Origin of the sequence: Mycobacterium cookii (genome assembly GCF_010727945.1) — a bacterium.
GTDB lineage: Bacteria > Actinomycetota > Actinomycetes > Mycobacteriales > Mycobacteriaceae > Mycobacterium > Mycobacterium cookii.
In genome coordinates, this window is sequence record NZ_AP022569.1 from 2,613,203 (window position 1) to 2,639,125 (window position 25,923).

Below are 25,923 nucleotides of genomic sequence, written 5' to 3' on the forward strand. Positions count from 1 at the left end.
AGGCCTGCGTAAGACGATGGCGTCGGCGTCGGGCCAGCAACTCGACGCCGCATTGGCCGAGCTGGGCTGGCTCGAGATGTTGGATGAAATGCCATACGCCGCAGTACCTTTGGTCTTTCGGCTGCTCGGCGAGACAGGCGCGCACGCTCCGGTGCTCAACGACGTACTGCTGCGTGCGGCCGGGCGCGAAGGCGGCGGCGTAGTACCCATGCGGTACACCGGCGACTCCTGGGTCATCTGGGCCCGGACTGGCGAGCCCAGCTCGGTATTGGGCGAGGATTTGCCGATACACCCGGTGCCTGAGGGTGATTCGGTGCCGATTGGCGCGGGACGTTATGCGCTCGGCTGGTGGTTGGTCGGTGCCGGCCGCGCGATGTTGGCGTTGGCTCGCCGACATGCGTTGGACCGCACGCAGTTCGGTCGGCCCGTCGCGTCGTTCCAGGCGATTCGGCATCGACTGGCCGAGACACTCGTCGCCGTCGAAGGCGCGGAAGCCACGCTGGCGGCGGCTGCCGCCGCACCCGACGACTTGAGCTACCTGCTCGCCAAGGCCGCGGCCGGCCAAGCGGCGCTGACCGCCGCCCGCCATTGCCAGCAGGTTCTCGGCGGTATCGGCTTCACCGCCGAGCATGAACTGCACCGGCACGTCAAGCGCACGCTGGTGCTGGACGGATTGCTCGGCAGTTCGCGCGAGCTCACCCGGGAAGCGGGAGCGATGTTACGCACCAACGGGTTTGCACCGCGCGTTGCCCAGCTGTGAGCCGGCGAGCACTCGTCAATTGCGCGGCAGGCCGAGGATCCGCTGCGCGATGATGTTGCGCTGAATCTCCGACGTACCACCGGCGATGGTCGCCGCGAAGGTGCGGAAGTAGCGGTCGAACCAGCTGGCGAAATGCGAATCCAGGTTCAACGGCGCATACGGTCCGGTGAGAGCGGGGTGGATCAGCCCGTCACCACCCGCCGAGCTCAGCACATGTCCGGTCGCAGCCTGAACCGCCTCGGAGCCAAGCAATTTCAGCACCGACATAGCCGCCACATCCTCGTCGCCGCGCGCGGCCCGGGCGACGGCCACCGACCCGAGCAGCCGGAGCGCCTCGCAGTCCATCGCCAACGTCGCGTAGTGATCGCATTCGAGGGCTCCCGACGGACTGAAATCGACCGTCAATTCCTGTAATTGGTCGGCATATCCCATCCACAGCATGGTGCGCTCGTGCCCGAGTGACCCGTTGGCGACCCGCCAGCCCTCGTTCAGCGGTCCGACGAGATTCTCGGCCGGCACGCGTACGTCGGTGAAGAACACCTCGTTGAAATCCAAGTCCTCGCGATCCGACGCCGACGCGAATGGCCTGCGCGACAACCCGGGACTGTCAGTGGGGATCAGCAGCACGCTGATCCCCTTGTGCTTGGGCGCATCGGGGTCGGTCCGCACGAACGTCAGCAAGACGTCGGCGTCGTGGGCACCCGACGTCCACACCTTTTGGCCGTTGACGACGAAATGGTCGCCGTCCCGCACCGCCTTGGTACTCAGCGACGCCAGATCCGAACCGGCGCCCGGCTCACTCATCCCCAACGATGCGGCGATCTCGGCACGCAGGATGGGCACCGCCCACTGCTGCTTCTGCTCGGACGTGCCGAACGACAGAATCGAGGCGGCGATGATGCCGACGCCCTGCGGGTTGAAGCTCGGATAGATCCGCCGCCGCGACAACTCTTCGGCGTGCACGTACTGCTGCAGCACCGTGGCGTTGCGGCCGCCGAATTCCGGCGGGTTGCCGGGCAGCAGCCAACCGTGGTCGAACAGCAGTCGCTGCCACCGTCGCGCCCACGGCGGGACGTCCGACGACGAGCGCGACCGTTGCATGGTTTCGGCGTCGTCCGGCAGATGCGCGTCCAGAAACGCCACGAATTCCGCTCTGAATTTCTCGACGTCGGCATCGAAGGTCAGTTGCATCTGAGCTCCTTCTGATGCCGATCAGCGGCCGGCTATTGCCATTCTGCTTCCCCGGAGAGCAGCAAGAGAATAGTATTCTCGTGGCGAGAAAGTTACAATCTCAAACACGTCGTCCCGCGAGGGGGAGAGCACACCAATGACACGGCGTTCTCCGGTACAGTCCAACCATGTTCTCCCCTCGCGGCAATCACCCGAGCCGTCCGTGACCAGCCCAAGCGAAGAGCCGGCTTGGAAGCAGCGCGCGGTTGAGCGGTCGATTAAGACGGCGAAATTGCGGGCGGCGCAGCGCGTCCAACGGTTCCTCGACGCGGCCCAGGCCATCATCATCGAAAAGGGCAGCACGGACTTCACCGTGCAAGAGGTCGTCGACCGGTCCCGGCAGTCGCTGCGGAGCTTCTACCTGCAGTTTGACGGCAAGCACGAGCTATTGCTCGCGCTCTTCGAAGACGCGTTGAGCCGCTCGGCCGACCAGATCCGCGCCGCAACGGACAATCACTCGGACCCCGCCGAGCGGCTGAAAGTCGCGGTCGAGTTGCTCTTCGAGGCGTCCCGACCCGACCCGACCGCCAAGCGGCCGCTGTTCACCGACTTCGCACCACGATTGCTGGTTTCACACCCCGAAGAGGTCAAGGTAGCTCATGCACCATTGGTGAGTTTGCTAACCGAGCTGATGGAGGCCGCCAGCGAAGCCGGGGAACTGCGTGCGGGCGTGAACCCGAAGCGGATGGCTGCCATGACCATGCAGACGGTGATGTTCATCGCGCAGTCCAGCGGCGGGTCCGACGAGGCGACGGTCAAACCCATCACCGCCGACGAGGTCTGGGACTTCTGCTCGCGTGGATTCGTCGGCGATTAACGGACGAGAACCTCATTACCGCTCGGTGAGAATTTAACTTACACTGATCGCGTGCCCGATCTGTGGACCGACTTGCTCGGCTGCCTGGATCTGCGCGGTCCTGCCGATGACTCGACGTTTGACGGTGCGAGCCAACAGCTGAACTACCACCGGGTGTTCGGTGGTCAACTTCTCGGACAGTTCATCTGGGCCGCGAGCCTGACGTGTCCCGACAAGGCCGTCAAGTCGGTGCACACGGTGTTCGCCCGCGAAGGCCGCGCGGCCGATCCGGTTCGCTACCACGCGACGCGTCAGCACGAGGGTCGGTCGTTTGCCAGCCTGACCATCACCGCCCACCAACCTCATGCCGTGCTGGCCAGCAGCGCGGTCAGCATGCACGCCGTCGAAGACGGTCCGGAAAACCAAGACTGCGAAGCCGTTTCGGCGGTGTTGGACGACGATCATCGGGTCGACCTTGACCTGATCCCCTGGGAAACCCGCTCCGCCGACGATCTGAGCGCTGTCGCCGCGGGCCCACCACGATTCGAAGTGTGGATGCGGACGCCGCCTGTCGACGCGCATCTCGCGCCGGCGCTGACGGCCTATGCCACCGACCTCACGCTGATCGGCACCGCGCTGCGTCCTATCGAGGGCTACACCCACAGCGGCAACGGCACCTTGTTCACCTCCGCCGTCACCTCGCACACGGTGTGGTTTCACCGGCAGTTCCGCACCGATCGCTGGCTGCTGCTGCGTCAGCACAGCCCAGTCCTGGCTCACGGCCGGTGCTTTGGCCGTGGCGACGTTCTCACCGAAGGCGGCGAGTTGGTCGCCTCGTATGCCCAGGAGGCGCTGTTGCGTTTCCGCGACGACGGCGACAACAACCGTGCGCATATCGCACCAGCTCAGAGCGTAGGAGAATGATATTCTCCTCGCAGCAGAATGATGGGTAGCGAAAACGGATTCGTCGTTGACACCACCGGTAGCTGATGACAGAGTTGCCGCAGATTTCCAGTGCCAACGACAAGTTGCCCGAGAGGTAAACCCTTGACCGTCACCGCTCCCGATGGCGTCTATTACGACCCGTACGACGTGGAGATCAATGCCGACCCTTATCAGGCCTTTCGGGCGATCCGCGAAGAGGCACCGCTCTATTACAACGAGCAGCACGACTTTTATGCGCTGAGCCGTTATGCCGATGTCGACGACGCGATCGTCGATCACGCGACATTCAGTTCGGCCCGCGGCGCCATCATCGAGCTGATCAAAGCCAACATCGACATACCCCCCGGCGTGATCATCTTCGAGGACCCGCCACTGCACGACGTGCACCGCAAGCTGCTGGCCCGGATGTTCACCCCGCGCAAGATCACCGCGCTGGAACCGAAGATCCGCGAATTCTGTGCGCACAGTTTGGATCCCATCGTCGGCTCCGGTCATTTCGACTTCGTCGGCGACCTCGGCGCCCAGATGCCGATGCGGGTCATCGGCATGCTGCTCGGTGTTCCCGAGGAGTACCAGGAAGCCGCGCGCGACATGACGAGCGACCAAATGCGCACGGAGGCAGGCAAACCCATGGATGCCGCCGCCGGCATGAACAGCGGTGAGTTCTTCGCCGAGTTTATCGACTGGCGCGCCGAGCACCCCTCCGACGACATCATGACCGATCTGCTGAACGTCGAATTCGTCGACGAGAAGGGCGTCACGCGGCGGCTGACCCGCGAAGAGTTGCTGACCTACATCAGCGTGGTCTCCGGCGCGGGCAACGAGACGACCACCCGGCTGATCGGTTGGGCCGGAAAAGTTTTGGCCGAGCATCCCGATCAGCGGCGAGAGCTGGCCGAGAACCCGGCCCTGATCCCCGCGGCGATCGAGGAACTGCTGCGCTTCGAGCCGCCGGCCCCGCACGTCGCCCGCTACGTCACGCGCGACGTCACGTACTACGGCCAGACGGTTCCGGAGGGCAGCGCGATGATGATGCTCATCGGTGCCGCCAACCGCGACCATCGTCAATTCCCGCCGGACGGTGACGTTTTCGACATTCACCGCGAGCCACGCCAGCACCTGTCCTTCAGCGTCGGCACGCACTACTGTCTCGGCTCGGCGCTGGCCCGGCTGGAGGGGCGCATCGCGCTCGAAGAGATTCTGAAGCGCTTCCCGGAATGGGAGGTCGACCTCAGCCGTGCCGCATTGTCTCCGACGTCCACCGTGCGCGGCTGGGACACGATGCCGGCGATCGTCGGTTGAGCAATCCACACAATAGGAAGAGGTAACGATGGCGGGTCGAGTCGAAGGCAAGGTCGCATTCATCACCGGCGCGGCCCGCGGTCAGGGCCGCGCGCACGCGGTGCGACTGGCGCAGGAGGGCGCCGACATCATCGCGGTGGACATCTGTAAGAAGATCGACACCGTCGACCTGATCGCCGCCTCCACACCAGAGGATCTGGCCGAGACCGCCGACCTGGTGAAGGGACTCAACCGCCGGATCTACACCGCCGAGGTCGACGTCCGTGACTACGACGCGCTCAAGGCCGCGGTGGACACCGGCGTCGAGCAGCTCGGCAAGCTCGACATCATCGTCGCCAACGCAGGCATCGGAAACGGCGGCCAGACGCTGGACAAGACCAGCGAAAGAGACTGGACCGCCATGATCGACATCAACCTCGGCGGTGTGTGGAAGACCGTGAAAGCCGGTGTGCCGCATATCATCGCGGGTGGCAACGGCGGTTCGATCATCCTCACCAGCTCGGTCGGTGGGCTCAAGGCCTACCCGCACACCGGTCACTACGTCGCCGCCAAGCACGGGGTGGTCGGCTTGATGCGCACGTTCGCCGTCGAGCTCGGCGCCCAGAACATCCGCGTCAACTCCGTGCACCCGACCAACGTCAACACCCCACTGTTCATGAACGACGGCACCATGCGGCTGTTCCGCCCCGACCTGGAGAACCCGGGCCCCGAGGACATGAAGGTCGTCGGGCAGCTGATGCACACCCTGCCGATCGGCTGGGTCGAGCCCGAGGACATCGCCAACGCGGTGCTGTTCCTGGCGTCCGACGAAGCGCGTTACGTCACCGGCGTCACGCTGCCCGTCGACGGTGGTAGCTGCCTGAAGTGACGCTCGCCGAATTGTCGATTCCCAACGACTGGGACGAGATCACCCCGGCGTGGATGACCGCGGCCCTGAGCCGCAGCCATCCTGACGCCGTTGTCGGCGACGTCGAGGTGGTGCTTCGTGACGACGGCACCAACCGGCGAGCCCGGCTCGGGCTGGAATATTTCGCCGGAACCGGACCGGCCACCGTGTTCGCCAAGGCAGTGGACCCGGCGCATGCCGAGCTCGTCGCGCTGACCAGTGGACTGTTTCACGAGCCGCGACTGTTCACCTCGGGAGTCGTTCTGCCGCTTGATCATCCGACCGTCTACACTGCGATCATCGACGAAGAGGCGTCCAACTTCGTGATGATCATGGAGGATGTCGTCGCGCGCGGCGCCGACCCGCGGGATTCCACGCGGCCGTTGACAATCGATCAGGCGGCCAGCGGCGTTCGCGGGCTGGCCAGGCTGCATGGCGAATTCTGGGGTGCGAAGACCACGGCCAATCCAGCGCTCAACTGGGTCGAGCCGTTCGTCGCGTTCGCCGGTCTGGAGTACGCACCACTGGAGATCGCGCACCAACGCCTGGGCGATTCCGTTCCCGCCGAAATCCCGGCGATGACAGGTAAGGAACTGTTCGTCGACATCTGGGCCCGCTACATCGGCACGCTGACCGAGACGCCGCAGACGCTGCTGCACGGTGATCCGCACATCGGGAACACCTATGTGCTGCCGGACGACACCGTCGGATTCCTGGATTGGCAGATGGCGCGTCGCGGCAACTTCGCCCTCGACCTCGGTTATTTCCTGCAAGGGGCGCTGACCACCGCTGACCGTCGTGCCAGTGAGCGCGAACTCGTCGAGGAATACCGGTCCGCGCTGACGTTGCCGGACGATGACAAGCCGAGCGCCGACGAGGTGTGGCTGCGCTATCGCTCGTCGGTCGCGCACGGGTTGGCGATTTGGATGGCCACGCTCAGCGGCGGGGACGCCTGGCAAAGCGCCGAGATCTGCCTGGCGCTGGCGCAGCGCTACGCGGAAGCCTTCGTCGACCTCGAAACCCGCGCCGCGCTGGATTCCATCGCGAGCTAGCACGGGGCCGTCGTCGCTCGCCCGGATCGATCGGTTACCGTCGCGCCATGGACGGATTCGACGGTAAAGGCGCTGTTGTCACCGGTGGCGCGAACGGCATCGGGTTCGCCACTGCCACTGAATTCGCCCGTCGTGGAGCGCGAATCGTGCTCGCCGACGTCGACAAGCCCCGGCTGGAACAGGCGGTGGCACACTTGCACGGCGAGGGCTACGACGCCCACGGCGTCATGTGCGACGTCCGGCATCTCGACGAGATGGTCCACCTCGCCGATGAGGCGTTTCGCCTTCTCGGCCAGGTCGACGTCGTCTTCAGCAATGCCGGCATCGTGGTCGCCGGCCCGATCGCGCAGATGAACCACGAGGACTGGCGCTGGGTGATCGACATCGACCTGTGGGGTTCCATCCACGCCGTCGAGGCGTTCCTGCCACGGTTACTCGCGCAGGGCAGCGGCGGCCACATCGCCTTCACCGCGTCGTTCGCCGGCCTGATGCCCAATGTCGGCCTCGGGGCCTACAGCGTCGCGAAATACGGCGTCGTGGGCCTCGCCGAGAACCTGGCCCGTGAGGTCAAGGACGACGGCATCGGTGTCTCGGTGCTGTGCCCGATGGTCGTGGAGACCAAGCTGGTGTCGAATTCCGAGCGGATCCGCGGCGCCGATTACGGGCTGGCGTCGACGAGCACTCCGGCGCTTCCCGACACGTTGAACGTCGACGAGGTGGCGCGCCTGACCGCCGACGCGATTGTGGCCAACCGCTTGTACGTGTTGCCGCACTCCGCCGCTCGCGCGTCAATCCGTCGCCGGTTCGACCGCATCGACCAGACTTTCGACGATCAGGCCGGCGAAGGATGGAGTCACTAGCTAGCCGGGTCCGAACTTGAATCCGCCGGTGGCGGTGTGGTGATACCAGCCACCCGCGGCCTGGGTTCCGCCGTCGACGTGAATGGTCTGGCCGGTGATGTAGCTCGCCATGTCCGAAGCCAGAAACACTGCCGTGCAAGCGATTTCGTCGACGTGCCCGGCTCGCCCCTGCGGGATCGCCTGGCCCAACTCGGGTGCCAGTCCATCCGGGGAGAGCGCCATCAGTCCCTCAGTGATGGTGAGGTCGGGCGCGATCGCGTTGACTCGAATACCGTGCGGCGCCAGCTCGAACGCGGCGGTTTTGGTGTAGTTGATCACGCCGGCCTTGGCGGCGGCGTACGCCGCGTAGCCGGGTGCCGCGCGTACCCCTTCGATCGACGTCAGGTTGATGATGCTGCCCGACAATTCGGCGTTCACCAGGGCGCGGGCCACAAGTTGAGTGCAGAGCAGCACGTGCCGCAGATTCGCTTTGTACAAAGCGTCCCAACCGTTTTCGCTGGTATCCAATAGCGGAGAAAAGAACACACCGCCGGCGTTGTTCACCAGGATCGTCACCGGGCCGAGTTCGGCCAGCGTCTGGTCGAACGCCGCGTGGACCTGATCGCTGTCTCGCACATCGGTGACGATGCCCAGTGCGCCAATGGCTTTCGCGGCCTCTGCGCAGCTGTCGGGATTACGCTCCCAGATCGCCACCGAGGCGCCGAACGCCGCCAGGCCGGCGGCGACGCCACGTCCGATGCCGGCGCCGCCTCCGGTGACCACCGCGACACGGCCGGTGAGCATGATGTCCGACGGGCTGATGGTCACCGCGCCGCGGCCCTTCTCGCGCTGCCGGGCGCACGGCCGATGACGCCGTCGGCCTCCAACTCAGCGATCTGCTGCTCACTCAGCCCGAGTTCGGTGAGCAATTCGTAGTTGTGCTCGCCGAGCAGTGGCGCGGGCCGCCGATGGAATCGGTCAGGTCCGGCCGAGAACCGCACCGGCACGGTGCTGTGCGGTACGCGGTTGTTGACCGGGTGGCCGACGTCCTCGAAGAAGCGCCGGAACTGCAGCTGCGGAATCTCGGTCTGGCGGTGCGGCTGCATGACTTTGCCCACCGGAACGCCTGCATCCCAGAGACATTGGACGATGTCATCGCCGCTGCGGTCCCGACACCATGCAGCCAGCTGATCGTCGATGAAGTCATGTCGTTCGCGGCGGCCGGCGACGGTGTTCAGGACGGGATCCACGGCCCACTGCGGTCGGCCGAGCGCCTCGCACAGCCCTGTCCACTGCTCGTCGTTCGCGACCGCGACCGCCACCCAACTGTCGAGGCGGCCGAACTCGTCGACGTCGGCGGTCTGGTAGAGGTTCTGCGGTGCGGCCGTGGGTCCGCGATTACCGGCCCGCTGCAACAGCGCTCCGTACGCGGAGTATTCGATCACCTGCTCGGCGGCGATGTTCACCGCCGCGTCGATCATAGCGGCTTCGATCAACAGGCCCTCACCGGTGCAACGGCGATGCTCCAGCGCCAACAACAACGCGTTGACCGCGTGCACACCCGCGTTGGGATCGCCGACCGAGTACGGCTCGTAGGGGTTGCGATCCGGGTAGCCGGTCAGCCAGCTCACTCCGGATGCTGCTTCGATGACATAGGCGAAAGCCGGGTTGTCGCGCCACGGGCCGTCCAGCCCGAACCCGGGCATCCGCAGCAGGATCGCGTCGGGGCGTATCGTCTGGACCACTTCGAAGTCGATGCCGATCTGGTCCAATACCCGGGGGGTGAAGTTCTCGACGACGATGTCAGAGGTTGCAATGAGGCGGCGCAACAGGTCTCGGCCCGCCGAGGTTTGCAGGTCGAGGGTCAGGCCTTTTTTGTTGGTGTTGAGTGCCGAGAATATCGGCGACTTCTCCCACCACTGCTCTTCGGTGACCGGGATGCCCGCGATCAACCGGGTGCCGTCGGGTTTGCGAGTCGACTCGACATGGATCACCTCGGCGCCGAGCATGGCGAGAAAATGCGTACAGCTCGGTCCGGCCCAGAAGGTCGTCATGTCCAGCACGCGTAAGCCGTTGAAAGGCAGGCGATCCGCGGTGCCATCGGGCTTGTGGGCCACGGGCGGCCTGGCTTTTCGGTAGTGCGCAGTGTGCTCGCCGAGCCGCGGAGCTGCGTGGGGCGGGGACAGCTTCGCCGGCTGCATCCGATACGGCGGGCCGGGCTGTCGAAAGCCATCGCGGGGATTGTCGAGGAAGGTCTGCCGATACTCGAACTGGTCCAGCCCGGTGATGTTGGCGCCGTTGGCCACCGGCGCGTTGGGGATTCGGAAGGCGCTGGCGAGGTCGCGAATGTCGTCGATGTTCTGGCTCTGGAACCACGAATAGATCTCGGCGGCTTTCTCGTTGGCCTGCTCGGTGATCGACAGCGGCGATTCCTCGTCGATCCAGTCCTGGTGGCCGATCATCGCGCAGAGGTCGAACCATTGCTGCGCGGTGCCGCAGCCGACGTCCACCAAACCGTCTTTGGCGCAGGCGATACCCGGCACGGTGAGCTTGCGGGCATCGCGCCACGGCCGTCCGAGCATCTGGAAAAAGGTGACCGGGTAATACGTGAGTCCGGCAATCTGCGTTTCGAGCATCGACAGGTCGAGAAGCTCACCGACGCCGCGGCGTCGCGATGCCAATGTCGCCGCGCTGGCGAACGCACCGGCGAGGTATTCGCCGACTTGGCCACCCACGAATACCGGTGCCCGGTCCGGTGATCCGCGTCCGAGGCCGACGATGCCACCCGACCACGCCTGCAGCGTGAACTCGGTCGCCGGCAGCTCAGACCACGGGCCGTCCAAACCGAACGGGGTGATCGACGTGACGGTCAAGTCCGGATGGTTGCGCCGCAGCGCGGCGGGAGTGAAGGCGTCGCTCTCGGCCAGCGACGAACCCCGCGACCACACCACCGCGTCCGCGCCCGCCAGCAGCTGGTTGACGAACTCGGCGTCGACGTCTGGATCCGCGACCACACTGTGCTTGCCGCCGGCCAGATAACCGAACAGGGCGCCGTCGCCGCCGGCCGGGATCTCGGCACCGGACGCCGACCACTGGCGCAGCGGATCACCCTGCGGGGGCTCGATTTTGATCACCTGGGCTCCGCCATCGGCCATCATCTTGGTGCAGTATGACCCGGCGATTCCGGTGGACAACTCGACCACGGTGTAGCCATGAAGCGGACCCGTCTCTGCCGCCACCGTCTAATCTTTCTTCGCCCGGCCGGACTTACTCAGTCTGAAGTCGGGCGGGAACTTGGCGTCGTTGTCCTTGACCGCGTCGGCGAGCCCGCTGTCGATGGCATCTCCGAGCATCAGGTCGCCGGCATCGGGTCTGACCAGGCTGCCCATCGACTCGAACATCGCGCTCATCATGCTGCCCAGGTATTCACCTTGGTATTGCTTCACCATTTCGAAGAACGCCTTCTGCATAAAGATGGTGTCGGTGGGGCGGTTGCGGGCGCAGGAGTTCGCGTACTTGTCGACCTCGGCCTCCAACTGGTCGCGGGGCACCACTTTGTTCAAGAAGTTGCACTGGAACATCTCGTCGGCGGTGAACGGCCTTCCGGTGAAGACCATTTCCTGAAACTTGCGCAGCCCCATGGTCTGTACCCAGGTCCACATCCGCGGCCCCCACCCGTAGTAGCGGAAGGACGGATGGCCGAACAGCGCATCGTCGCTGGCGATCACCAGGTCGGCGTCGGCGGCCTGATAGAAATGCCACCCGTAGCAGTATCCCTTGGCCTCGACGATGCTGATCTTCTTGAACTCCTGCAGCGATCGGTTACCGGCCTGCGAATTCGCGTACCACGCACCGATGTTCGCGCCGTGCCGATACGAACCCTTGGGCGGATAGCGAACGTCGTCGTTGTCCACCCGCAGTTCGGCGAGCCGGAATGCGGGCGAGTCCGCGCCCTCCATCACCTCGGGAAGGTCTGCGCCGCTGCCGAAATCGTCGCCGACACCCCGGATGACGACCACCCTGACGTCGTCGTCGACGTTGGCGCCGTGCAGCAGGTCGGCGTAGCGGAGGCGGGCCGCCGCGGTCGGCGCATTGAGGAACTCGGGCCGGTTGAAGGTGATCGTCGCGATCTTGGTCGTCGGATCCTTGTCGTAGAGGATGATCTCCTCGGCGGACGGCCTGGTATTCTCAGCCACTGTCAGGCACCGACTGCGACATTCGCGAACGGGCTCGACGTCAGGATTTCGGGACCGTCGGGGGTGATCAACACCGCCTCTCGCCCGAACACGGCACCGACTCCCGATTGCCAGACATACCCGGTGACCGCGAGCACCATGCCCGCTTCCAGCCGCTCCTCGGCGGCGGTGGCCGGCAGATGCTGCGACACGACGGGAGGGTCGAATCCCAAACCCAGACCCCGCGCGATCGGCATCGGTGGCAGTTCCTCGCCCGCGGCCTGGTAGGCGGCCAGCAGGTCGATCGCCGGCGCACCCGGCTCGCATGCCTCATAAAGCCGGTGCCACAGCGTATCCCAACGGCGGTAGAGGTCAGAGGCAGCGCCGACGTCGCCGACCGGCCAGGTCCGGCCGACCTCACCGGTGTAGCCGCCGTCGAGCACCCCGGACGAAAACGCCACCAGGTCGCCGTCGTGCACCAATCCGTCGGGACTGGCGCGACGCCACGGATGCTCTCGGGAAGTGACCCAGGCGGCGTCCTGAGTGGACGGGGTGCTCACCCCGCCGGCCGCCATCGCCTCCAACAACACACCCGCCAAGGTCTTTTCGCTGATGCCAGGCCGCAGTTCGGCGACGGCCGCCGCCAGGCCGAGTTCGGCCACCCGGATCGCCTCGCGCAGCGCCGTCACTTCCTCGGGGGTCTTGATCCGCCGGGCCGCGCGCATGGCCAGCTCACCGTCGACCAGCTCGGCGTTCGGGAACGCAGTCGGGAGCAGCTGTGCGAACCCGGGCGAAAGCGCATCCGTACCAACACGCTTCGCTGTCGACGCGCCCTCGATGCGCTGCAGATTCGCGATGGTGTTCATCGGATTCCAGGCGATGCCATAGAGGTTCTCGTGCGGGATATCGTCCGGCACGCCCTCGTCCCAGGTGCTGAGCAGATGGATCGCGCCGGTCTCCCGCACGACCACACATGTCGGCCCGAACGGCCTCGTCCCGGCGACCCACAACTGGGGTGCGCCGGACACGTAGCGCACGTTGGCCTGCCGTCCGAGCACCAGCACGTCGAGGTCGTGCTGTTCCATCTGCGCCAGTGCGCGTTCGCGGCGGCCGACGCGCAGAGCGCGGTCGTCGGCCAGAACCTCGGTTCTCATTGGCGCCACTCCTCCCCGTCGCTGCGCTCCGCATCGTCGTCGGCGCGTGGCATCAGTGTTCTCCGTACGGGGCATAGGGGTAGTCGGTCAACCGGATATGCCCGTCCTCGGTGATGACAATGATCTCTTCGCTGCGGTAACCGCCGGTGCCGTCCTCCCACACCACGGGCTCGAGGACCATCACCATGCCCGGCTCGAGGACGAAGTTCTCGTCGAACTCGTCACCGAGATCGGTTCCGATCATGGGTGTTTCGGCAGCATTGACGCCGATGCTGTGCCCGAGGTAGAAGTGCGGCAGCCACGGGCGCGCACCGCCGTTGGCCTTGGTCGCCGCGCGACCCAGGTCGGCGACGGTGGCGCCGGCGCGCGTCACACCGAGCACGGCGTCCATGATCTCTTGCCATTTGTAGTACTGCGCGTGTTGACGGGGTGTCGGCTCGGCACCGACGAGCCAGGTGCGGCCGAAATCGGAACAGTAGCCTTGATACGTGATGCTGACGTCGGTCCACAGCACATCACCGGCGGCCAGTTCGCGCTCAGTTGTCAACAGCGGCAGAGCCAGATCGCCGTGAGTGGTCCACACCCCGTCCGCTTTGTTCTTCGGCATCACCTGCCAGATCGAATCCAGCATGTTGGCCATCGCGCCCAGTTCGAACGTCCGGCGGGTGAACTTCGCCGACAGGTCGATCTGCCGAATTCCCGGCGCCAGCGCGGCTTGGACGTCCACCATCGCCGTGTCGGTGATCCGCACCGCGGTTCGGATGCAGGCCATTTCGTCGGGCGTCTTGATCAGCTTGGCTGCGCCGACAATCTGGGCTGCGTCGACGGGCCGTCCGGAGCGGAACAGCCGTCGCTGCGCGCGCCCCATGGCGCCGGTGAGCTCGTCGACCGCGATGACGGCCGCCGCCGGCACCAGCTCCTCGACCACGCGCGCGAAATTCTCCACACCCTCGTCGAACTCCAGGTACACCGGACCGTGCAAATGGTCTGCGGGCAAACCCGATTCCGATGCCGAGCCTTCGCGGAAAGGCAGGAACAAGTGCGGGTGCGGGTCGTCGGCGAGAACGACCGCGACCGGTCGCTCGACATGCGACAACCCGGCGTCACCCAGCGGCCAGCTCACCCCGGTCGCATACACCACGCTGTTGTTACCCAGCAGGATCAGCGCGTCCACACCACGATCGGCCATCGCCGCACGTAGCCGCGCACCTGTCTCGCGACGCATCCGTTCGATGTCCGGTGTCTCCGGAATATCGTCGGCAGACGACACTGTGGCCGAGAACGAAGTGGTTGACGTCATCGAATTGGCCTACAGGCCCAGGAATCTGGTGATGTTACCGCTGACGATCTTGGTGGCGTTCTGCGGCCCCACAGCCTCGACGACTGCGGCGAGCGATTTCTCCGAGTAGCCGAACGTGCTTTCATTGTGCGGATAGTCGGACGACCACATCACCTTGTCGATGCCGATCTGGTCGATCAACTGAAGCCCCAGCGGATCGACCATGAACGACGCGCTCATGTGGGTGTCCCAGTAGTACCTCACGTCGTGCTCCAGCGGCCGGTTGAACATGTGCTGGTATGACGCGACCAGATGCTCGGCGTCTTGCAATGCCCAAGGCACCCAGGCGATTCCACCTTCGAACCAGCCGATCCGCAGGCCTGGGTGATCGTCGAGGATTCCGGTGAACACATACTTGGCAAACTGTTCCCGGAAGCCGTCGATGTTGATCATCATGCCGACGACCACGCTGTTGAACTGACACGGGGTCTTCGGCGGCGTCTCCCCGATGTGGTGAGTAATGGGAAGCCCGGCGGCTTCGATCTCGTCCCAGACCGGCTTCATGCTGTCGCTGCCGTAATCGATGATGTTGCCGTCGTCGTCCTTGCCCGGGTTCAGCGGCAGCAGGAAGGTCTTGAGCCCCAACGATTTCAGTTCTGCCAGCGTCCGCTTGGCCCCTTCGGGGTCCCACCAGTTGATCAACCCGGCGCCATAGAAGTGCCCGTTGGACTGCTCCTGCAATTCGGCGATGTACTCGTTGTAGATCCGGAATGCCAGCTCGCGAAGTTCCTTGTCCGGGTAGTGGAACAGCGCCAGGATGGCGTTGGGGAACGCGAGTTCCTTGTCGACACCGTCTTCGCGCAACTCCTGAATCCGGGCCTCGATGTTGGTGCTCGCCGCGCCGGGCAGATCGTCGTACTGCATCAGCACCGCGCTGAAGTCGCCGGGCAGGAACGACTGCCCTTTGCGGCCGACTTGGTAGGCACCGTCCTCGTACCAGATCCGCGGTGCCTTTTCTTTGAGGGCCTCGGGGAAGCGGTTGTAGAAGATGTCGTCGGCCAGCGAAATGTGGTTGTCCGCGGAGAAGACGACCGTCCCCTCCGGCAGGCCCACGTTGATGTTCTCGGCGTGTCCGTGTCGGTCCTTGGGCGCTCCGAAACCTCCGGCCGGATACAGCGAAAGCGTGCTTGTTTGAGGCGACATCAGTGGCCCTCCAATCGGATTCGTATATTTTCGAGACTAGTTATCCCGGGTCGGCTGGCGAGCGTTTTCACCAGTTCACCGGCAGTTCGTAGACGCCATAGGCGAGTCGGTCGTGCTTGAACGGAATGTCGTCGATCGGCACGGCGAGTTCCAACGTGGGAATCCGGCGGAACAGAGTGTGGAAAACGATCTGCAGTTCGGCCCGGGCGAGCTGCTGACCGACGCACTGATGCCGACCGTAACCGAACGCGACGTGTTGGCCGGCACCCGAGCGGTGCAGGTACAGCCGATCGGGCTCGGTGAATTCCTCGGCATCCCAGTTGGCCGGGGCCAGGTCGATGATGATGCCCTCGCCGGCACGGATGACTTCACCGGCGATTTCGATGTCCTCAGCCGCAACCCGGCGCTGGCCGTTCTGGATGATGGACAGGTAGCGCAGCAGTTCCTCGACGGCGTTCGCAACGACTTTCGGGTCGTCGGTCTCGCGCAGCACCGCCGCCTGGTCGGGATATTGCAGCAGCGCCAGTACGCCCAGACCGATCATGTTGGCGGTGGTTTCATGACCGGCGATCAGCAGGCCGGTGCCCAGCTGCGCGGCCTCCTTGACGCTGAGCTCGCCGGCCTTGACCCGTTCCGCCAGATCCGACACCGCATCCTCGGCCGGATTTTCCATCTTGGCCTCGACGAGTTGAGCCAGGTACTTGTGCAGGCTCATCGCGCCCTTCATGGTGTCCTCGGCGGCGGCATACCGCGCGAGGCCGACATTGGCGTGGTGCTGGAACATCTCGGCGTCCTCGTAGGGCACGCCGAGCAGTTGGCTGATCACCAGTGAGGGCACCGGCAGGGCAAGCGCCGAGACGATCTCGCCGGGCTGCGGCCCAGCCAGCATGGCATCGATCGCGTCGTCGGTGATCTGCTGGATCGCCGGCCGCAGACCTTCGACCCGCTTGAAGGTGAACGGCTTCGACAACATCCGGCGAAACCTGGTGTGCTCCTCGGCATCTGCGGTGAAGACCGACCTCGGACGCTTGTGCACTGTCGACAGCATGCCCTCGTTCCAGTGCGGAAAGCCGGGGCGCCGGTCGTCGACGCTGACGCGCGAGTCGGAGAACAGCGTTCGTACCGCCTCGTATCCGGTGATGAGCCACGGGGTGCTGCCGTCCCAGATCTTGACTCGGGACAGCGGCCGCGCCTCGGCAAGCGCCATCACGTCTGGTGGCGGTGCGAACGGGCAGCCTGCGGCCCGTGCCATCGGATATTCCGGGACGTCCGGGATCGTCTCGGTGGCGCTACCGGTGAGCGTGTCGGACACTTCTCACTCCTCGATGTGGATGGCTAGTGCCGGGCAGCCTGCCTCGGCCTTGCGAGCGTTGTCGGCCTGATCGGCGGGCGGGTTCTCGTCGAGAACGACGACGACTCCGTCATCGTCGCGCTGGTCGAAGATCTCCGGCGCATGCATCACGCAATTTCCCGATGATGCGCATTTGTCCTGATCCACAGTTACTTTCATCATCAACTTCTTCTAATCGTGCGGCGTGACGGGCGCCAGCCACAGACCCACCACCGCGTCGATGAGACGGGTCCCGGCCGCCTCCCACGACGACCAGGGCGCGGATGCGCCGGCGGCCAAGGCCCGTTCACGATCCGCGCAGGTGTGCATCAGAAGGTTGCGCGCCATCAGATTGCGTTCCACCCGGACGTCGACCGGAAGTTCGGGAAGACACCGGTTGATCCCGTCGATCACCTGAACCAGCGAGTCGGACGACAGCGCGTCCTTGACGACGATGTTGTAGTACGCGGGATCGGTCATCACCTGCGCGGCGAAGCGCGCGTACCAGCTCGGATTGCCCAGAGCCGCAAGGTGATCGGTGAGCGGGCGCACCAGGCAGGCGACCCAGCTCCGCATGTCGCCGGCCTCATCGGACTGCAGGGTCCGCGCGACCATGTCTTCCCGCAGACGTTCGATCGGTTCCCGGTGCCGTTGCTCGATGGCCCGCACCAGATCCGTCTTGGTGCCGAAGTGATAGCCGACCGCGGCGTTGTTTCCCTGCCCGGCAGCCTCGCTGACCTGGCGGTTGGAAACGGCGAAAACACCATGCTCGGCGAACAGCCGCTCGGCCGCGGTCAGGATCGCCTCCTGTGTGGTGCTGGCCCGCTCGCTGCGCGCGGCCCTCGCAGTAGTCACCCGGCCAGTCAACGCCACCCCACTGATTAAGTCAAGTGATTGATTTAATTCTTTTCTTCGCTCCGACGGCGTACGACTTTCCCGGCGGCCGTTCCGCCGTCGACGCGCATCACGGTGCCCGTGACGTAACGGGACCGGTCGCCGGCGAGATACAACGCGGCCTCGGCCACGTCTTCGGGCGTACCTTCGCGTTGCAGCGGGCGGTCGGCGCGCATCTGCGCGCGGAGCTTCTGCTCGAAGCGTTCGAGTTCTTCACGCGTCTTGCCCGAGGTCGACGACGCGAGGATCGGCGTGGGGATGCTGCCCGGCGCGATGGCGTTGACCCGCACATCAAAGTGCGCCAGCTCGATTGCGGACGACTTCGTGAACATGATGACCGCCGCCTTGGATGCACGGTAGGCCATGACTCCCCCGCCGGCCTGGATCCCTCCGATCGATGACATGTTGATGATCGACCCGCCACCGCTGGTCGCCATCTGCCGCGCCGCATCGCGGGTGCCCGCCATCACGCCGAGGACGTTCACCGCCATGACGCGCTGGAAGTCGGCGAGGTCGTCGTCGAGGAAACTGCGATGCATCTTGCTGGAGATGCCGGCGTTGTTCACCATCACGTCGAGGCGGCCGAAGGTCTCGATGGCACTCGAGACCAGTGCGCCGACTTGCGCCGGGTCGGAGACGTCGACCGACCGGAACGTCACGTCGGCGCCGATCGTGGCGGCGAAGTCTTCGCCGCGATCGCGTTCGATGTCGGCGATCACCACCCGTGCGCCCTCGGCGACGAACTTTTCGACGATGCCGGCACCGATGCCCGAGGCGCCGCCAGTGACGATCGCGACCTTGCCGATCAGTTCGTTGACCATGTCGATGAGTTAATCGGCGCAGCGCTACTTAAGTCAAGTGATTGATTTATGCGGCGCCAAGTTGCGACGTAGACCGCGGTGCTACGTTCGGCGTGGTGAGCCGATTTGTTTACTTCAAATCCTCCCAGCGTTCGTTTAGAGCAGCCACGCTTCCGACTGTCGGCACTGGCTTGCGGTCCGGCTTGGTCCCGTGGCGCAGTGAAAGAAACTCATCAACCCGACCGTTCAAAGGAATCGATTTGCGACTCAACCGATTTGGCGCAGCGCTGAGCGTGCTGGCATCCGGCGCACTCATACTGTCCGCGTGTGGCGACAACAACACCGCAAACGAAGGCAACGCAACGTCGAAGTCGTCGGCGTCGGGCGTTAACTGCGGCGGAAAGCAGACCCTGAAAGCCAGCGGGTCCACCGCGCAGGCAAATGCGATGGCTCGGTTCGTCAACGCCTTCGAGCAGGCGTGCCCGGGTCAGACCTTGAACTACACGGCCAACGGGTCGGGTGCCGGAATCAACGAGTTCGTCGGCAAACAGACCGACTTCGGTGGATCCGATTCGGCCCTGAGCGACGATGAGCACACCAAGGCGCAGCAGCGGTGCGGTTCGCCCGCGTGGGATCTGCCGGTGGTGTTCGGGCCGATCGCGGTGACCTACAACGTCAGCGGCGTGACCACGCTGGCCCTGGACGGGCCGACCACGGCGAAGATCTTCAATGGCGCGATCAAGAACTGGAATGACCCGGCAATCGGGGCACTCAACAAGGGCACCACGCTGCCCGATCTGCCCATTCACGTGGTGTTCCGCAGTGACCAGTCGGGCACGACCGACAACTTCCAGCACTACCTCGACGGCGCATCCGACGGGGCGTGGGGCAAGGGCGCCGGAAAGTCCTTCAGCGGCGGTGTCGGTGAGGGCGCCAAGGGCAACGACGGCACCTCCGCGGCGATCAAGAGCACTCCCGGATCGATCACCTACAACGAGTGGTCGTTCGCCCAGGGCCAGAAGCTGAACATGGCCAGGATCGTCACATCGGCAGGACCCGACCCGGTAGCGATCAGTTCCGATTCGGTCGGCAAGACGATCGCCGGCGCCAAGATCAAAGGTCAGGGCAACGACCTGATCCTCGACACGCTGTCGTTCTACAAGCCGACGCAGGCGGGCGCGTACCCGATCGTGTTGGCGACGTATGAGGTTGTCTGCTCGAAGTACTCCGACAGCCAGGTCGGCACCGCGGTCAAGGCGTTCTTGCAGGCCACGATCGGACCCGGCCAGAAGGGCCTGGCGGACAACGGCTACATCCCTATCCCCGACGGTTTCAAGACAGGGCTGTCAACAGCGGTCAACGCCATCTCCTGAGCGATGACCCTCACGTCGACCGCGGCGGTGCCCGTGCCTAAAACCAGCGAAAAGCCGAGGGCGCGGGTGGGTGACCGAGTGTTCAAAGCGCTCGCCGCCATGGCCGGTTCGACGGTCATCATCGCGATGGCGATGATCGGGATATTCCTTCTGATCAAAGCGATCCCCGCACTGCGCGCCAACCACGCGAATTTCTTCACCAGCGCGCAGTTCGACACCACCGGCGGCAACCTGGCGTTCGGCATCCGCGACCTGTTCATGGTGACGGTGCTGAGCTCGCTGTGGGCGATGGCGCTGGCGGTACCGATTGCGATCGGCATCGCGATATTCCTGACCCAATACGCACCGGCCAGATTGTCACGCCCCTTCGGCGCGATCGTCGATCTGCTCGCCGCGGTGCCGTCGATCGTCTTCGGGTTATGGGGAATCTTCGTGCTGGCTCCGCAGCTCGAACCGATCGAGTCACTGCTCAACCGCGAGCTCGGGTGGCTGTTTCTCTTCAAGGCGGGCGACGTGTCCATGGCCGGCGGCGGCAACATCTTCACGGCCGGCGTGGTGCTTGCAGTGATGGTCCTGCCCATCATCACCTCGGTGTCGCGCGAAGTGTTCCGGCAGACCCCGACCAGCCACACCGAAGCCGCGCAGGCGCTGGGCGCGACCAAATGGGAGGTGGTACGGATGACCGTGCTGCCGTTCGGTCGCAGCGGAGCCGTGGCCGCATCGATGCTCGGGTTGGGTCGCGCTCTGGGCGAAACCGTTGCGGTGCTGATCATCCTGCGCGCGTCCGCTTCCGCGGGGGCGTGGTCACTGTTTGACGGCGGCTACACGTTTGCGTCTAAAATTGCCTCCGCGGCAAGCGAATTCAGCGAACCGCTGCCCACCGGAGCGTACATCTCGGCTGGATTCGTGCTCTTCGTCCTGACGTTCCTGGTGAACGCCGCCGCGCGCGCGGTCGTCGGCAGGGCGGTCAAAGTATGAGCGGGCCGCGGCTCAGCGTGCCTGTCAAGGCGTCGGCCGTCGCGCCGATCAGTATCGGTCGAAGGCTCAAAAACAGAGTCGCGGCAACGTTTTTCGTCGCGTCGTTCGTCATCGCGTTGGTGCCACTGGTCTGGCTGCTGTGGATTGTCGTGCAACGAGGCTGGTTCGCGATCACACAGCCCGGCTGGTGGAGCCACTCACTGCGCGGGGTGCTGCCCGAGCAGTTTGCCGGCGGGGTCTATCACGCACTGTTCGGCACGGTGGCCCAGGCAGCTGTGGCGGCTATTATCGCTGTGCCACTGGGATTCATGACCGCGGTGCTCCTGGCCGAATATCAGACCAGCCGACTGGCCCGATACACCACCTTCATGGTCGACGTGCTGGCCGGGCTGCCCTCGATCGTGGCGGCGTTGTTCATCTTCAGCCTCTGGATCGCCACCATGGGATTTCAGCAGAGCGGGTTCGCGGTGTCACTCGCGCTGGTCCTGCTGATGTTGCCGGTCGTGGTGCGCTCCAACGAGGAGATGCTCCGGCTGGTGCCCAACGATCTGCGAGAAGCCAGCTACGCGTTAGGGATTCCCAAGTGGAAGACCACCATGCGCATCGTCGTCCCGATCGCGTTGCCGGGCATCATCACCGGCGTACTGTTGGCGATCGCACGAGTAATGGGCGAGACCGCACCCGTGCTGGTGCTGGTCGGTTACAGCCGATCGGTCAACTTCGACATATTCAACGGCAATATGGCGTCGCTGCCGTTGCTGATCTACTCCGAACTCAACAACCCGGAACATGCCGGATTCCTGCGGGTTTGGGGTGCCGCACTGACGTTGATCATCGTCGTCGCGCTGATCTATCTGATGGCCGCCGTAGCCAGTCGGCTGATGACGAATCCGGTGGCGCTGACCAAGGCCAAGCGGGCCGGTCGCGCGACTACTTAGCGCACCCGGCCACCAGAAGCTTGAGCACCCGGTCGTTACCACGGTCGGCCACGTACACATTGGCGTCTTTGTCGAGCGCGAGCTGCAGCGGTGTGTTGAGGCCGTCGAGCGGCAGCGGGGTCGCCACGTTGGAGCCGGCGGGCAGTTTCAGCACCTGATTGTTGTCGTGCTCGCTGACGAAGACATTGCCTTCGCCGTCGGCGGCGATGCCCCAGGGCACCCCGATTCCGTTGAACGGCAAGACCGTTTGCTCGCTGGAGCCTGCCGCCAACTTCACCACTCTGTTGTTGTCGGAGTCGGTGACGTAGACATCGCCTGCGCCGTCCACGGCCACCCCGTCGGGATTATTCAGACCGTTGAACGGCAGGACGGTCGGGGTGTTGGTGCCGGCCGGTAGCTTGACGACACGGTTGTTGCCCCGGTCGGCGACGTAGACGTTGCCGGCGCTGTCGACCACCACGCCTTCGGGGTAGCTCAGGCCGGTGAACGGCAGCTGCGTCTGGTTGTTGGATCCGGCCGGCAGCATGACGACGCGGTGGTTGAAGTCCGTGACATACACCGCTCCGGCAGAATCCACCGCCACATCCTGGGGCTGGTACAGACCGGTGAACGGCAGGACCGTCGGCGTATCCGACCCAGGAGTCAGCTTCACCACCCGGCCGTACATGCCCTGATTGGTCACGTACACGGCACCCGCCGAATCCACTGCCACCCCGCCGGGTGAGAGACGGAAGTTGAGTCCGTTGAACGGCAACACATTTTGCCCGCACGCCTCGGCCGTCGACGCGCCGTGGTGCGGTCTGACGACATATCCGAACGCAGCGACGAGCAGGACGACGGCGGCGCCGATCAGCATCCACAGCTTGCGCCTGTCGCGACGCGGCGGCCCGCTGGGAGTGAAGTCGGGTTGGTGGGCGCCGTCCGGTGTCGCGTTGGCCGGGGGGTAACTGCTCCAGCCGCCCCCGCCGGCGGGGGGCGCCGCCCAACTACGGGCGCCCGTGCCGGCGGCGGCGGCCGGGCGAATCAGGGTGTGAGCATTGGCGGCGTCCTCGGTGTGCTGCAAGATGCTCTCGGCCTGGTGCTGTTCGGGTGCGGTCAGTGCGTGCAGGGCTGCGTTGGCCAGGTCACCGGCGCTGAGGTAACGCTCCGCGGGATTCTTGGCCATGCCCTTGGCGACCACGTCATCCAGCGCCGCGGGGATCCGTCCGGGCCGCAGCCGGCTGGGCCGGGGGGCGGGTTCCATCAGATGTGCGGCGACCAACCGTTCAATGCTGTCGGCGCGGAACGGCGGTGTCCCGGTGAGACATTCGCCCAACACGCACGCCAGCGAGTAGATGTCGGAGCGATAGGTGACTTCGTTGTCGCTGAACCGCTCCGGTGCCATGTACTTGTAAGTGCCCATCGCCGCACCGGTCTGGGTCAGCCCCGGGTCGGCGGCGGCGCGTGCAATCCCGAAATCCACCAGATAGGCGAAGTCGTCGCCGGTGATCAGCACGTTCTCCGGCTTCACATCGCGGTGCGTCACCCCACCGGCGTGCGCCGCGTCCAGTGCTGCCGCGATCTGCCGCACGATGGCCACCGCCCGCGGCGGACTCATCGGCCCGGTCCGCTTCAGCACGGCAGCGAGGTTGGCGCCGTCGATCAGCCGCATGTCCAGATACAGCTGCCCGTTGATCTCGCCATAGTCGTGGATCGGCACCACATGCGGCTCGGTCAGTCGGCCGGCGGCGCCGGCTTCGCGCTGCATCCGGGTACGAAACATCGGGTCGTCGGAGAATTGCGGCGAAATCAGCTTGAGCGCGACAACGCGACCCTTGCGGGTGTCCTCGGCCTCGTAGACCTCGCCCATCCCGCCGCGGCCCAGCAGCCGCATCAGCCGATAGGGCCCGAACCACGACCCGACTCGAGAACCCGTGTTCACGAGATACCGTCCACGGCCGCAACCAATTTCGATTGAAACGAGCTCGGCATCGGGATGTAGCCGTATTGGTCCAGGCCGTCCTGCCCTGCACCGATGGTGGCTTGCATGAACGCTTTCACCGCCACGCCGGTCGCGGAATCCGGATACTTCGAGCAGACGATCTCATAGGTGGCCAACACGATCGGGTAGGCGCCTGCCTGCGCCGGTTTGTAGAACGACGACGTGTCGACCACCAGGTCATTGCCCTGCCCGGCGAATTTGGCCCCGGCGATCGTCTTGCCCACCGAGTCGGTGGTGATCGTCACCGGATCCGGACCGGCCGACGTCACGATCTGGGCGATGCTCAGCTGGTGGCCGACCGCGAATGACCATTCGTTGTACGTGATCGTTCCATTGGTGGATCGCAGCGCCGCCGCTGTGCCCTCGTTACCGGCCGCGCCCTGTCCGACGCCGCCGTCGAACGTCTCGTCGGTGGCTCTACCCCAGGCCCCGTCGGAGGCGGCGGCGAGATACTTCTGGAAGTTGAATGTGGTGCCGGACTTGTCACTGCGGAACACCACGTTGATCGGCGTCGCGGGCAGGTTGACGCTGGCGTTGAGCGCCTTGATGGCCGGGTCGTTCCACGTGGTGATGGCGCCGTTGAAGATCTTCGCGGCGGTGGGGCCGTCCAGGTTCAATGTCGTGACGCCGTCGAGGTTGTAGGTGACCGCGATCGGACCGAAAACCGCCGGTAGGTCCCAGGCCGGCGAACCGCACCGCTGCTGCGCCCGCTCGGGTTCGCCCTTGGCCGGGTCCAGCGGTTTGTCCGAGCCGCCGATGTCGGTCTCGTTGCTGACGAACTGCTGCACGCCGGCGCCGGAGCCATTCGCGTTGTAGTCCATGGTGAAACCCGGGCAGGCGCGGATATATGCGTAGACGAATTGCTCGATCGCATTCGTCTGCGCGGTCGAGCCGCTGGCCATGAGTTTCTTCTTGCCGCCACAGTTGACCGGCACCGATGAGTGATTCGACCCGGACGACGGGGTCGAGGCGCTGTTGTTCCCGCCGCACGCCGACAGCAGGACGCCGACGACCAGCAGGCTCAGCGCCGCGGTGCATCGGGTGGACTTCACAACAACTCCTGTTCGGCGCGCCGTCTGGTTGTAACGGGACAACTTACCGTTAACAGCAAACCGCCTGGAGCTTAATAAAAGATGAATGCCGCCTTTGTGGCAGCTTTGCGTGTGGGCGTATCAGCTGGTCGGACCGGCACTGGCGAAGAATTCGAGCAGCAGTTCGTTGACGATTGAGGCCTGCTCGATCTGCGGGCAGTGGCCGGCCGCGTCGACGACGGCTGAGCGCCCCTGCGGTATCTGATCAGCGATCTGTTTGGCCCATCCGGGTGGCAGAAGCTTGTCGCAGCCACCCTCGACCACCAGCGACGGAACCGTGATGCGCTGGTAGGCGCGCTTGCTCGACGGGCTCGGCGGCGGCGGTGCGCCGGGGCGCCGGAAACGCGCCGCGGCCAGCGACTCCCAGGCTCCGGGCGCGACGCTCGATTCGTAGCGGCGCCCGACGTAGTCGTCGTCGGCGGGATACGACGGGTCGTGAAACAGCGCCTCGACGATCCGGCGCATGGCCGGCCGCGTGGCGTCGTAGTCGTACAGCGCCTCCATGTGCTGGTTGCGCTGGATGTCGCCGCCGCCGCAGATCGCCACCAGGCTGCGCATCGGCAAGACGGGTGACTCCGAGGTGGCGTCGACCAAGAGGTTGATGGCACCCATCGAGTTGCCGACGAAATGCGCCGAGTCGATGTCCAGCACTTCGCAGAGCCGGGCGATGTGGCGAATCCGCATGCCGCGTCCATCGTTGAAGTCGATGACCTTGGCCGACTGCCCGAATCCCAGCATGTCCGGAGCCAGCACCCGGTACTCGGCGGCGAGCGCCGGTACGGTGTGCTCCCAAGCGATTTCGGCGCTGACGCCGAACTCGCCGCCGTGCAGCAGGATGACCGGGTCACCGTCGCCGGCTTCAAGATAGCCGGTGATCAGACCATCGACGACCGCGGTCCTGTGCTGAATATCCATGC

The 25,923-nt window shown here is 65.1% G+C and carries 24 protein-coding genes; 10 read left to right on the forward strand and 14 right to left on the reverse strand.

Features of this window, described 5'->3' with window-relative positions; translation table 11 throughout:
• Positions 1 to 16 precede the first annotated feature (16 nt).
• Positions 17 to 760 carry an acyl-CoA dehydrogenase family protein gene (locus G6N27_RS12265; protein WP_163781719.1) on the forward strand — a complete coding sequence of 248 codons (744 nt, stop codon included), beginning with the start codon at positions 17 to 19 and terminating at the stop codon, positions 758 to 760.
• 15 nt (positions 761 to 775) lie between these two features.
• On the opposite strand, the gene G6N27_RS12270 is transcribed toward G6N27_RS12265, so the two are convergent.
• Positions 776 to 1,951, reverse strand: a complete 1,176-nt coding sequence (locus G6N27_RS12270; protein WP_163776572.1) for an acyl-CoA dehydrogenase family protein — start codon at positions 1,949 to 1,951, stop codon at positions 776 to 778.
• Positions 1,952 to 2,153: 202 nt separating this feature from the next.
• Between G6N27_RS12270 and G6N27_RS12275 the strand changes: the two genes are divergently transcribed.
• From G6N27_RS12275 to G6N27_RS12300, 6 genes are all read left to right on the forward strand, one after another.
• Positions 2,154 to 2,807 (forward strand): TetR/AcrR family transcriptional regulator, encoded by a 654-nt coding sequence (locus G6N27_RS12275; RefSeq protein ID WP_163776573.1) that lies wholly within the window; start codon positions 2,154 to 2,156, stop codon positions 2,805 to 2,807.
• 51 nt (positions 2,808 to 2,858) lie between these two features.
• Positions 2,859 to 3,710 carry an acyl-CoA thioesterase gene (locus G6N27_RS12280; protein ID WP_163776574.1) on the forward strand — a complete coding sequence of 284 codons (852 nt, stop codon included), beginning with the start codon at positions 2,859 to 2,861 and terminating at the stop codon, positions 3,708 to 3,710.
• A 123-nt stretch (positions 3,711 to 3,833) separates the two neighbouring features.
• Positions 3,834 to 5,033 (forward strand): cytochrome P450, encoded by a 1,200-nt coding sequence (locus G6N27_RS12285; RefSeq protein WP_163776575.1) that lies wholly within the window; start codon positions 3,834 to 3,836, stop codon positions 5,031 to 5,033.
• Positions 5,034 to 5,061: 28 nt separating this feature from the next.
• A complete protein-coding gene (locus G6N27_RS12290) occupies positions 5,062 to 5,901 on the forward strand; it encodes a mycofactocin-coupled SDR family oxidoreductase (protein ID WP_163776576.1) in 840 nt (279 codons plus the stop codon).
• The gene (locus G6N27_RS12295) at positions 5,898 to 6,971 is read left to right on the forward strand and encodes a phosphotransferase (RefSeq protein WP_163776577.1); all 1,074 of its coding nucleotides are present in this window, start codon (positions 5,898 to 5,900) and stop codon (positions 6,969 to 6,971) included. The genes G6N27_RS12290 and G6N27_RS12295 overlap by 4 nt, the downstream gene beginning before the upstream one ends.
• Positions 6,972 to 7,018: 47 nt before the next feature.
• On the forward strand, positions 7,019 to 7,831 hold the full coding sequence (locus G6N27_RS12300; protein WP_163776578.1) for an SDR family NAD(P)-dependent oxidoreductase: 813 nt from the start codon (positions 7,019 to 7,021) through the stop codon (positions 7,829 to 7,831).
• On the opposite strand, the gene G6N27_RS12305 is transcribed toward G6N27_RS12300, so the two are convergent.
• The 10 genes from G6N27_RS12305 to G6N27_RS12350 all read right to left on the reverse strand — a co-directional run bounded on the left by G6N27_RS12305 (position 7,832) and on the right by G6N27_RS12350 (position 18,666).
• Positions 7,832 to 8,638: an SDR family NAD(P)-dependent oxidoreductase gene (locus tag G6N27_RS12305; RefSeq protein ID WP_163776579.1), complete on the reverse strand. Its 807-nt coding sequence runs from the start codon at positions 8,636 to 8,638 to the stop codon at positions 7,832 to 7,834.
• The gene (locus G6N27_RS12310) at positions 8,635 to 11,013 is read right to left on the reverse strand and encodes a CaiB/BaiF CoA-transferase family protein (protein WP_163781720.1); all 2,379 of its coding nucleotides are present in this window, start codon (positions 11,011 to 11,013) and stop codon (positions 8,635 to 8,637) included. Before G6N27_RS12310 ends, G6N27_RS12305 begins: the two co-directional genes overlap by 4 nt.
• A gap of 39 nt (positions 11,014 to 11,052) precedes the next feature.
• Positions 11,053 to 12,006: an enoyl-CoA hydratase/isomerase family protein gene (locus G6N27_RS12315; protein WP_163776580.1), complete on the reverse strand. Its 954-nt coding sequence runs from the start codon at positions 12,004 to 12,006 to the stop codon at positions 11,053 to 11,055.
• 2 nt (positions 12,007 to 12,008) lie between these two features.
• Complete coding sequence (locus G6N27_RS12320) at positions 12,009 to 13,139, reverse strand: M24 family metallopeptidase (RefSeq protein WP_163776581.1); 1,131 nt, start codon at positions 13,137 to 13,139, stop codon at positions 12,009 to 12,011.
• A 52-nt stretch (positions 13,140 to 13,191) separates the two neighbouring features.
• Positions 13,192 to 14,439, reverse strand: coding sequence for a M24 family metallopeptidase (locus G6N27_RS12325; RefSeq protein ID WP_163776582.1), 1,248 nt, complete (start codon positions 14,437 to 14,439; stop codon positions 13,192 to 13,194).
• A gap of 9 nt (positions 14,440 to 14,448) precedes the next feature.
• Entirely contained in the window at positions 14,449 to 15,621 is a 1,173-nt protein-coding gene (locus G6N27_RS12330) for an amidohydrolase family protein (RefSeq protein WP_163776583.1), read from the reverse strand.
• A 67-nt stretch (positions 15,622 to 15,688) separates the two neighbouring features.
• The gene (locus G6N27_RS12335) at positions 15,689 to 16,933 is read right to left on the reverse strand and encodes a cytochrome P450 (RefSeq protein ID WP_163776584.1); all 1,245 of its coding nucleotides are present in this window, start codon (positions 16,931 to 16,933) and stop codon (positions 15,689 to 15,691) included.
• Between the two features lie 3 nt (positions 16,934 to 16,936).
• Complete coding sequence (locus G6N27_RS12340; protein WP_163776585.1) at positions 16,937 to 17,131, reverse strand: ferredoxin; 195 nt, start codon at positions 17,129 to 17,131, stop codon at positions 16,937 to 16,939.
• A 12-nt stretch (positions 17,132 to 17,143) separates the two neighbouring features.
• A complete protein-coding gene (locus G6N27_RS12345; protein WP_163776586.1) occupies positions 17,144 to 17,806 on the reverse strand; it encodes a TetR/AcrR family transcriptional regulator in 663 nt (220 codons plus the stop codon).
• Between the two features lie 44 nt (positions 17,807 to 17,850).
• The gene (locus G6N27_RS12350; protein ID WP_163776587.1) at positions 17,851 to 18,666 is read right to left on the reverse strand and encodes an SDR family NAD(P)-dependent oxidoreductase; all 816 of its coding nucleotides are present in this window, start codon (positions 18,664 to 18,666) and stop codon (positions 17,851 to 17,853) included.
• Positions 18,667 to 18,905: 239 nt separating this feature from the next.
• Here G6N27_RS12350 and pstS (G6N27_RS12355) point away from each other — a divergent pair, with 239 nt between their 5' ends.
• From pstS (G6N27_RS12355) to pstA, 3 genes are read left to right on the forward strand one after another with little or no spacing between them, the layout of a single operon-like run.
• Positions 18,906 to 20,018, forward strand: coding sequence for a phosphate ABC transporter substrate-binding protein PstS (gene pstS, locus G6N27_RS12355; RefSeq protein ID WP_163776588.1), 1,113 nt, complete (start codon positions 18,906 to 18,908; stop codon positions 20,016 to 20,018).
• 3 nt (positions 20,019 to 20,021) lie between these two features.
• A complete protein-coding gene (pstC, locus tag G6N27_RS12360) occupies positions 20,022 to 20,996 on the forward strand; it encodes a phosphate ABC transporter permease subunit PstC (RefSeq protein WP_163776589.1) in 975 nt (324 codons plus the stop codon).
• Positions 20,993 to 21,934, forward strand: a complete 942-nt coding sequence (gene pstA / locus G6N27_RS12365) for a phosphate ABC transporter permease PstA (RefSeq protein ID WP_163776590.1) — start codon at positions 20,993 to 20,995, stop codon at positions 21,932 to 21,934. Before pstC ends, pstA begins: the two co-directional genes overlap by 4 nt.
• Here the strand turns inward: pstA and G6N27_RS12370 are convergent.
• The 3 genes from G6N27_RS12370 to G6N27_RS12380 all read right to left on the reverse strand — a co-directional run bounded on the left by G6N27_RS12370 (position 21,927) and on the right by G6N27_RS12380 (position 25,921).
• The gene (locus G6N27_RS12370) at positions 21,927 to 23,807 is read right to left on the reverse strand and encodes a serine/threonine-protein kinase PknD (protein WP_163781722.1); all 1,881 of its coding nucleotides are present in this window, start codon (positions 23,805 to 23,807) and stop codon (positions 21,927 to 21,929) included. The genes pstA and G6N27_RS12370 overlap by 8 nt on opposite strands.
• Before the next feature lie 44 nt (positions 23,808 to 23,851).
• Positions 23,852 to 24,967 carry a phosphate ABC transporter substrate-binding protein PstS gene (gene pstS / locus G6N27_RS12375; RefSeq protein ID WP_163776591.1) on the reverse strand — a complete coding sequence of 372 codons (1,116 nt, stop codon included), beginning with the start codon at positions 24,965 to 24,967 and terminating at the stop codon, positions 23,852 to 23,854.
• A 120-nt stretch (positions 24,968 to 25,087) separates the two neighbouring features.
• Complete coding sequence (locus G6N27_RS12380) at positions 25,088 to 25,921, reverse strand: alpha/beta fold hydrolase (protein WP_163776592.1); 834 nt, start codon at positions 25,919 to 25,921, stop codon at positions 25,088 to 25,090.
• Positions 25,922 to 25,923: the final 2 nt, after the last annotated feature.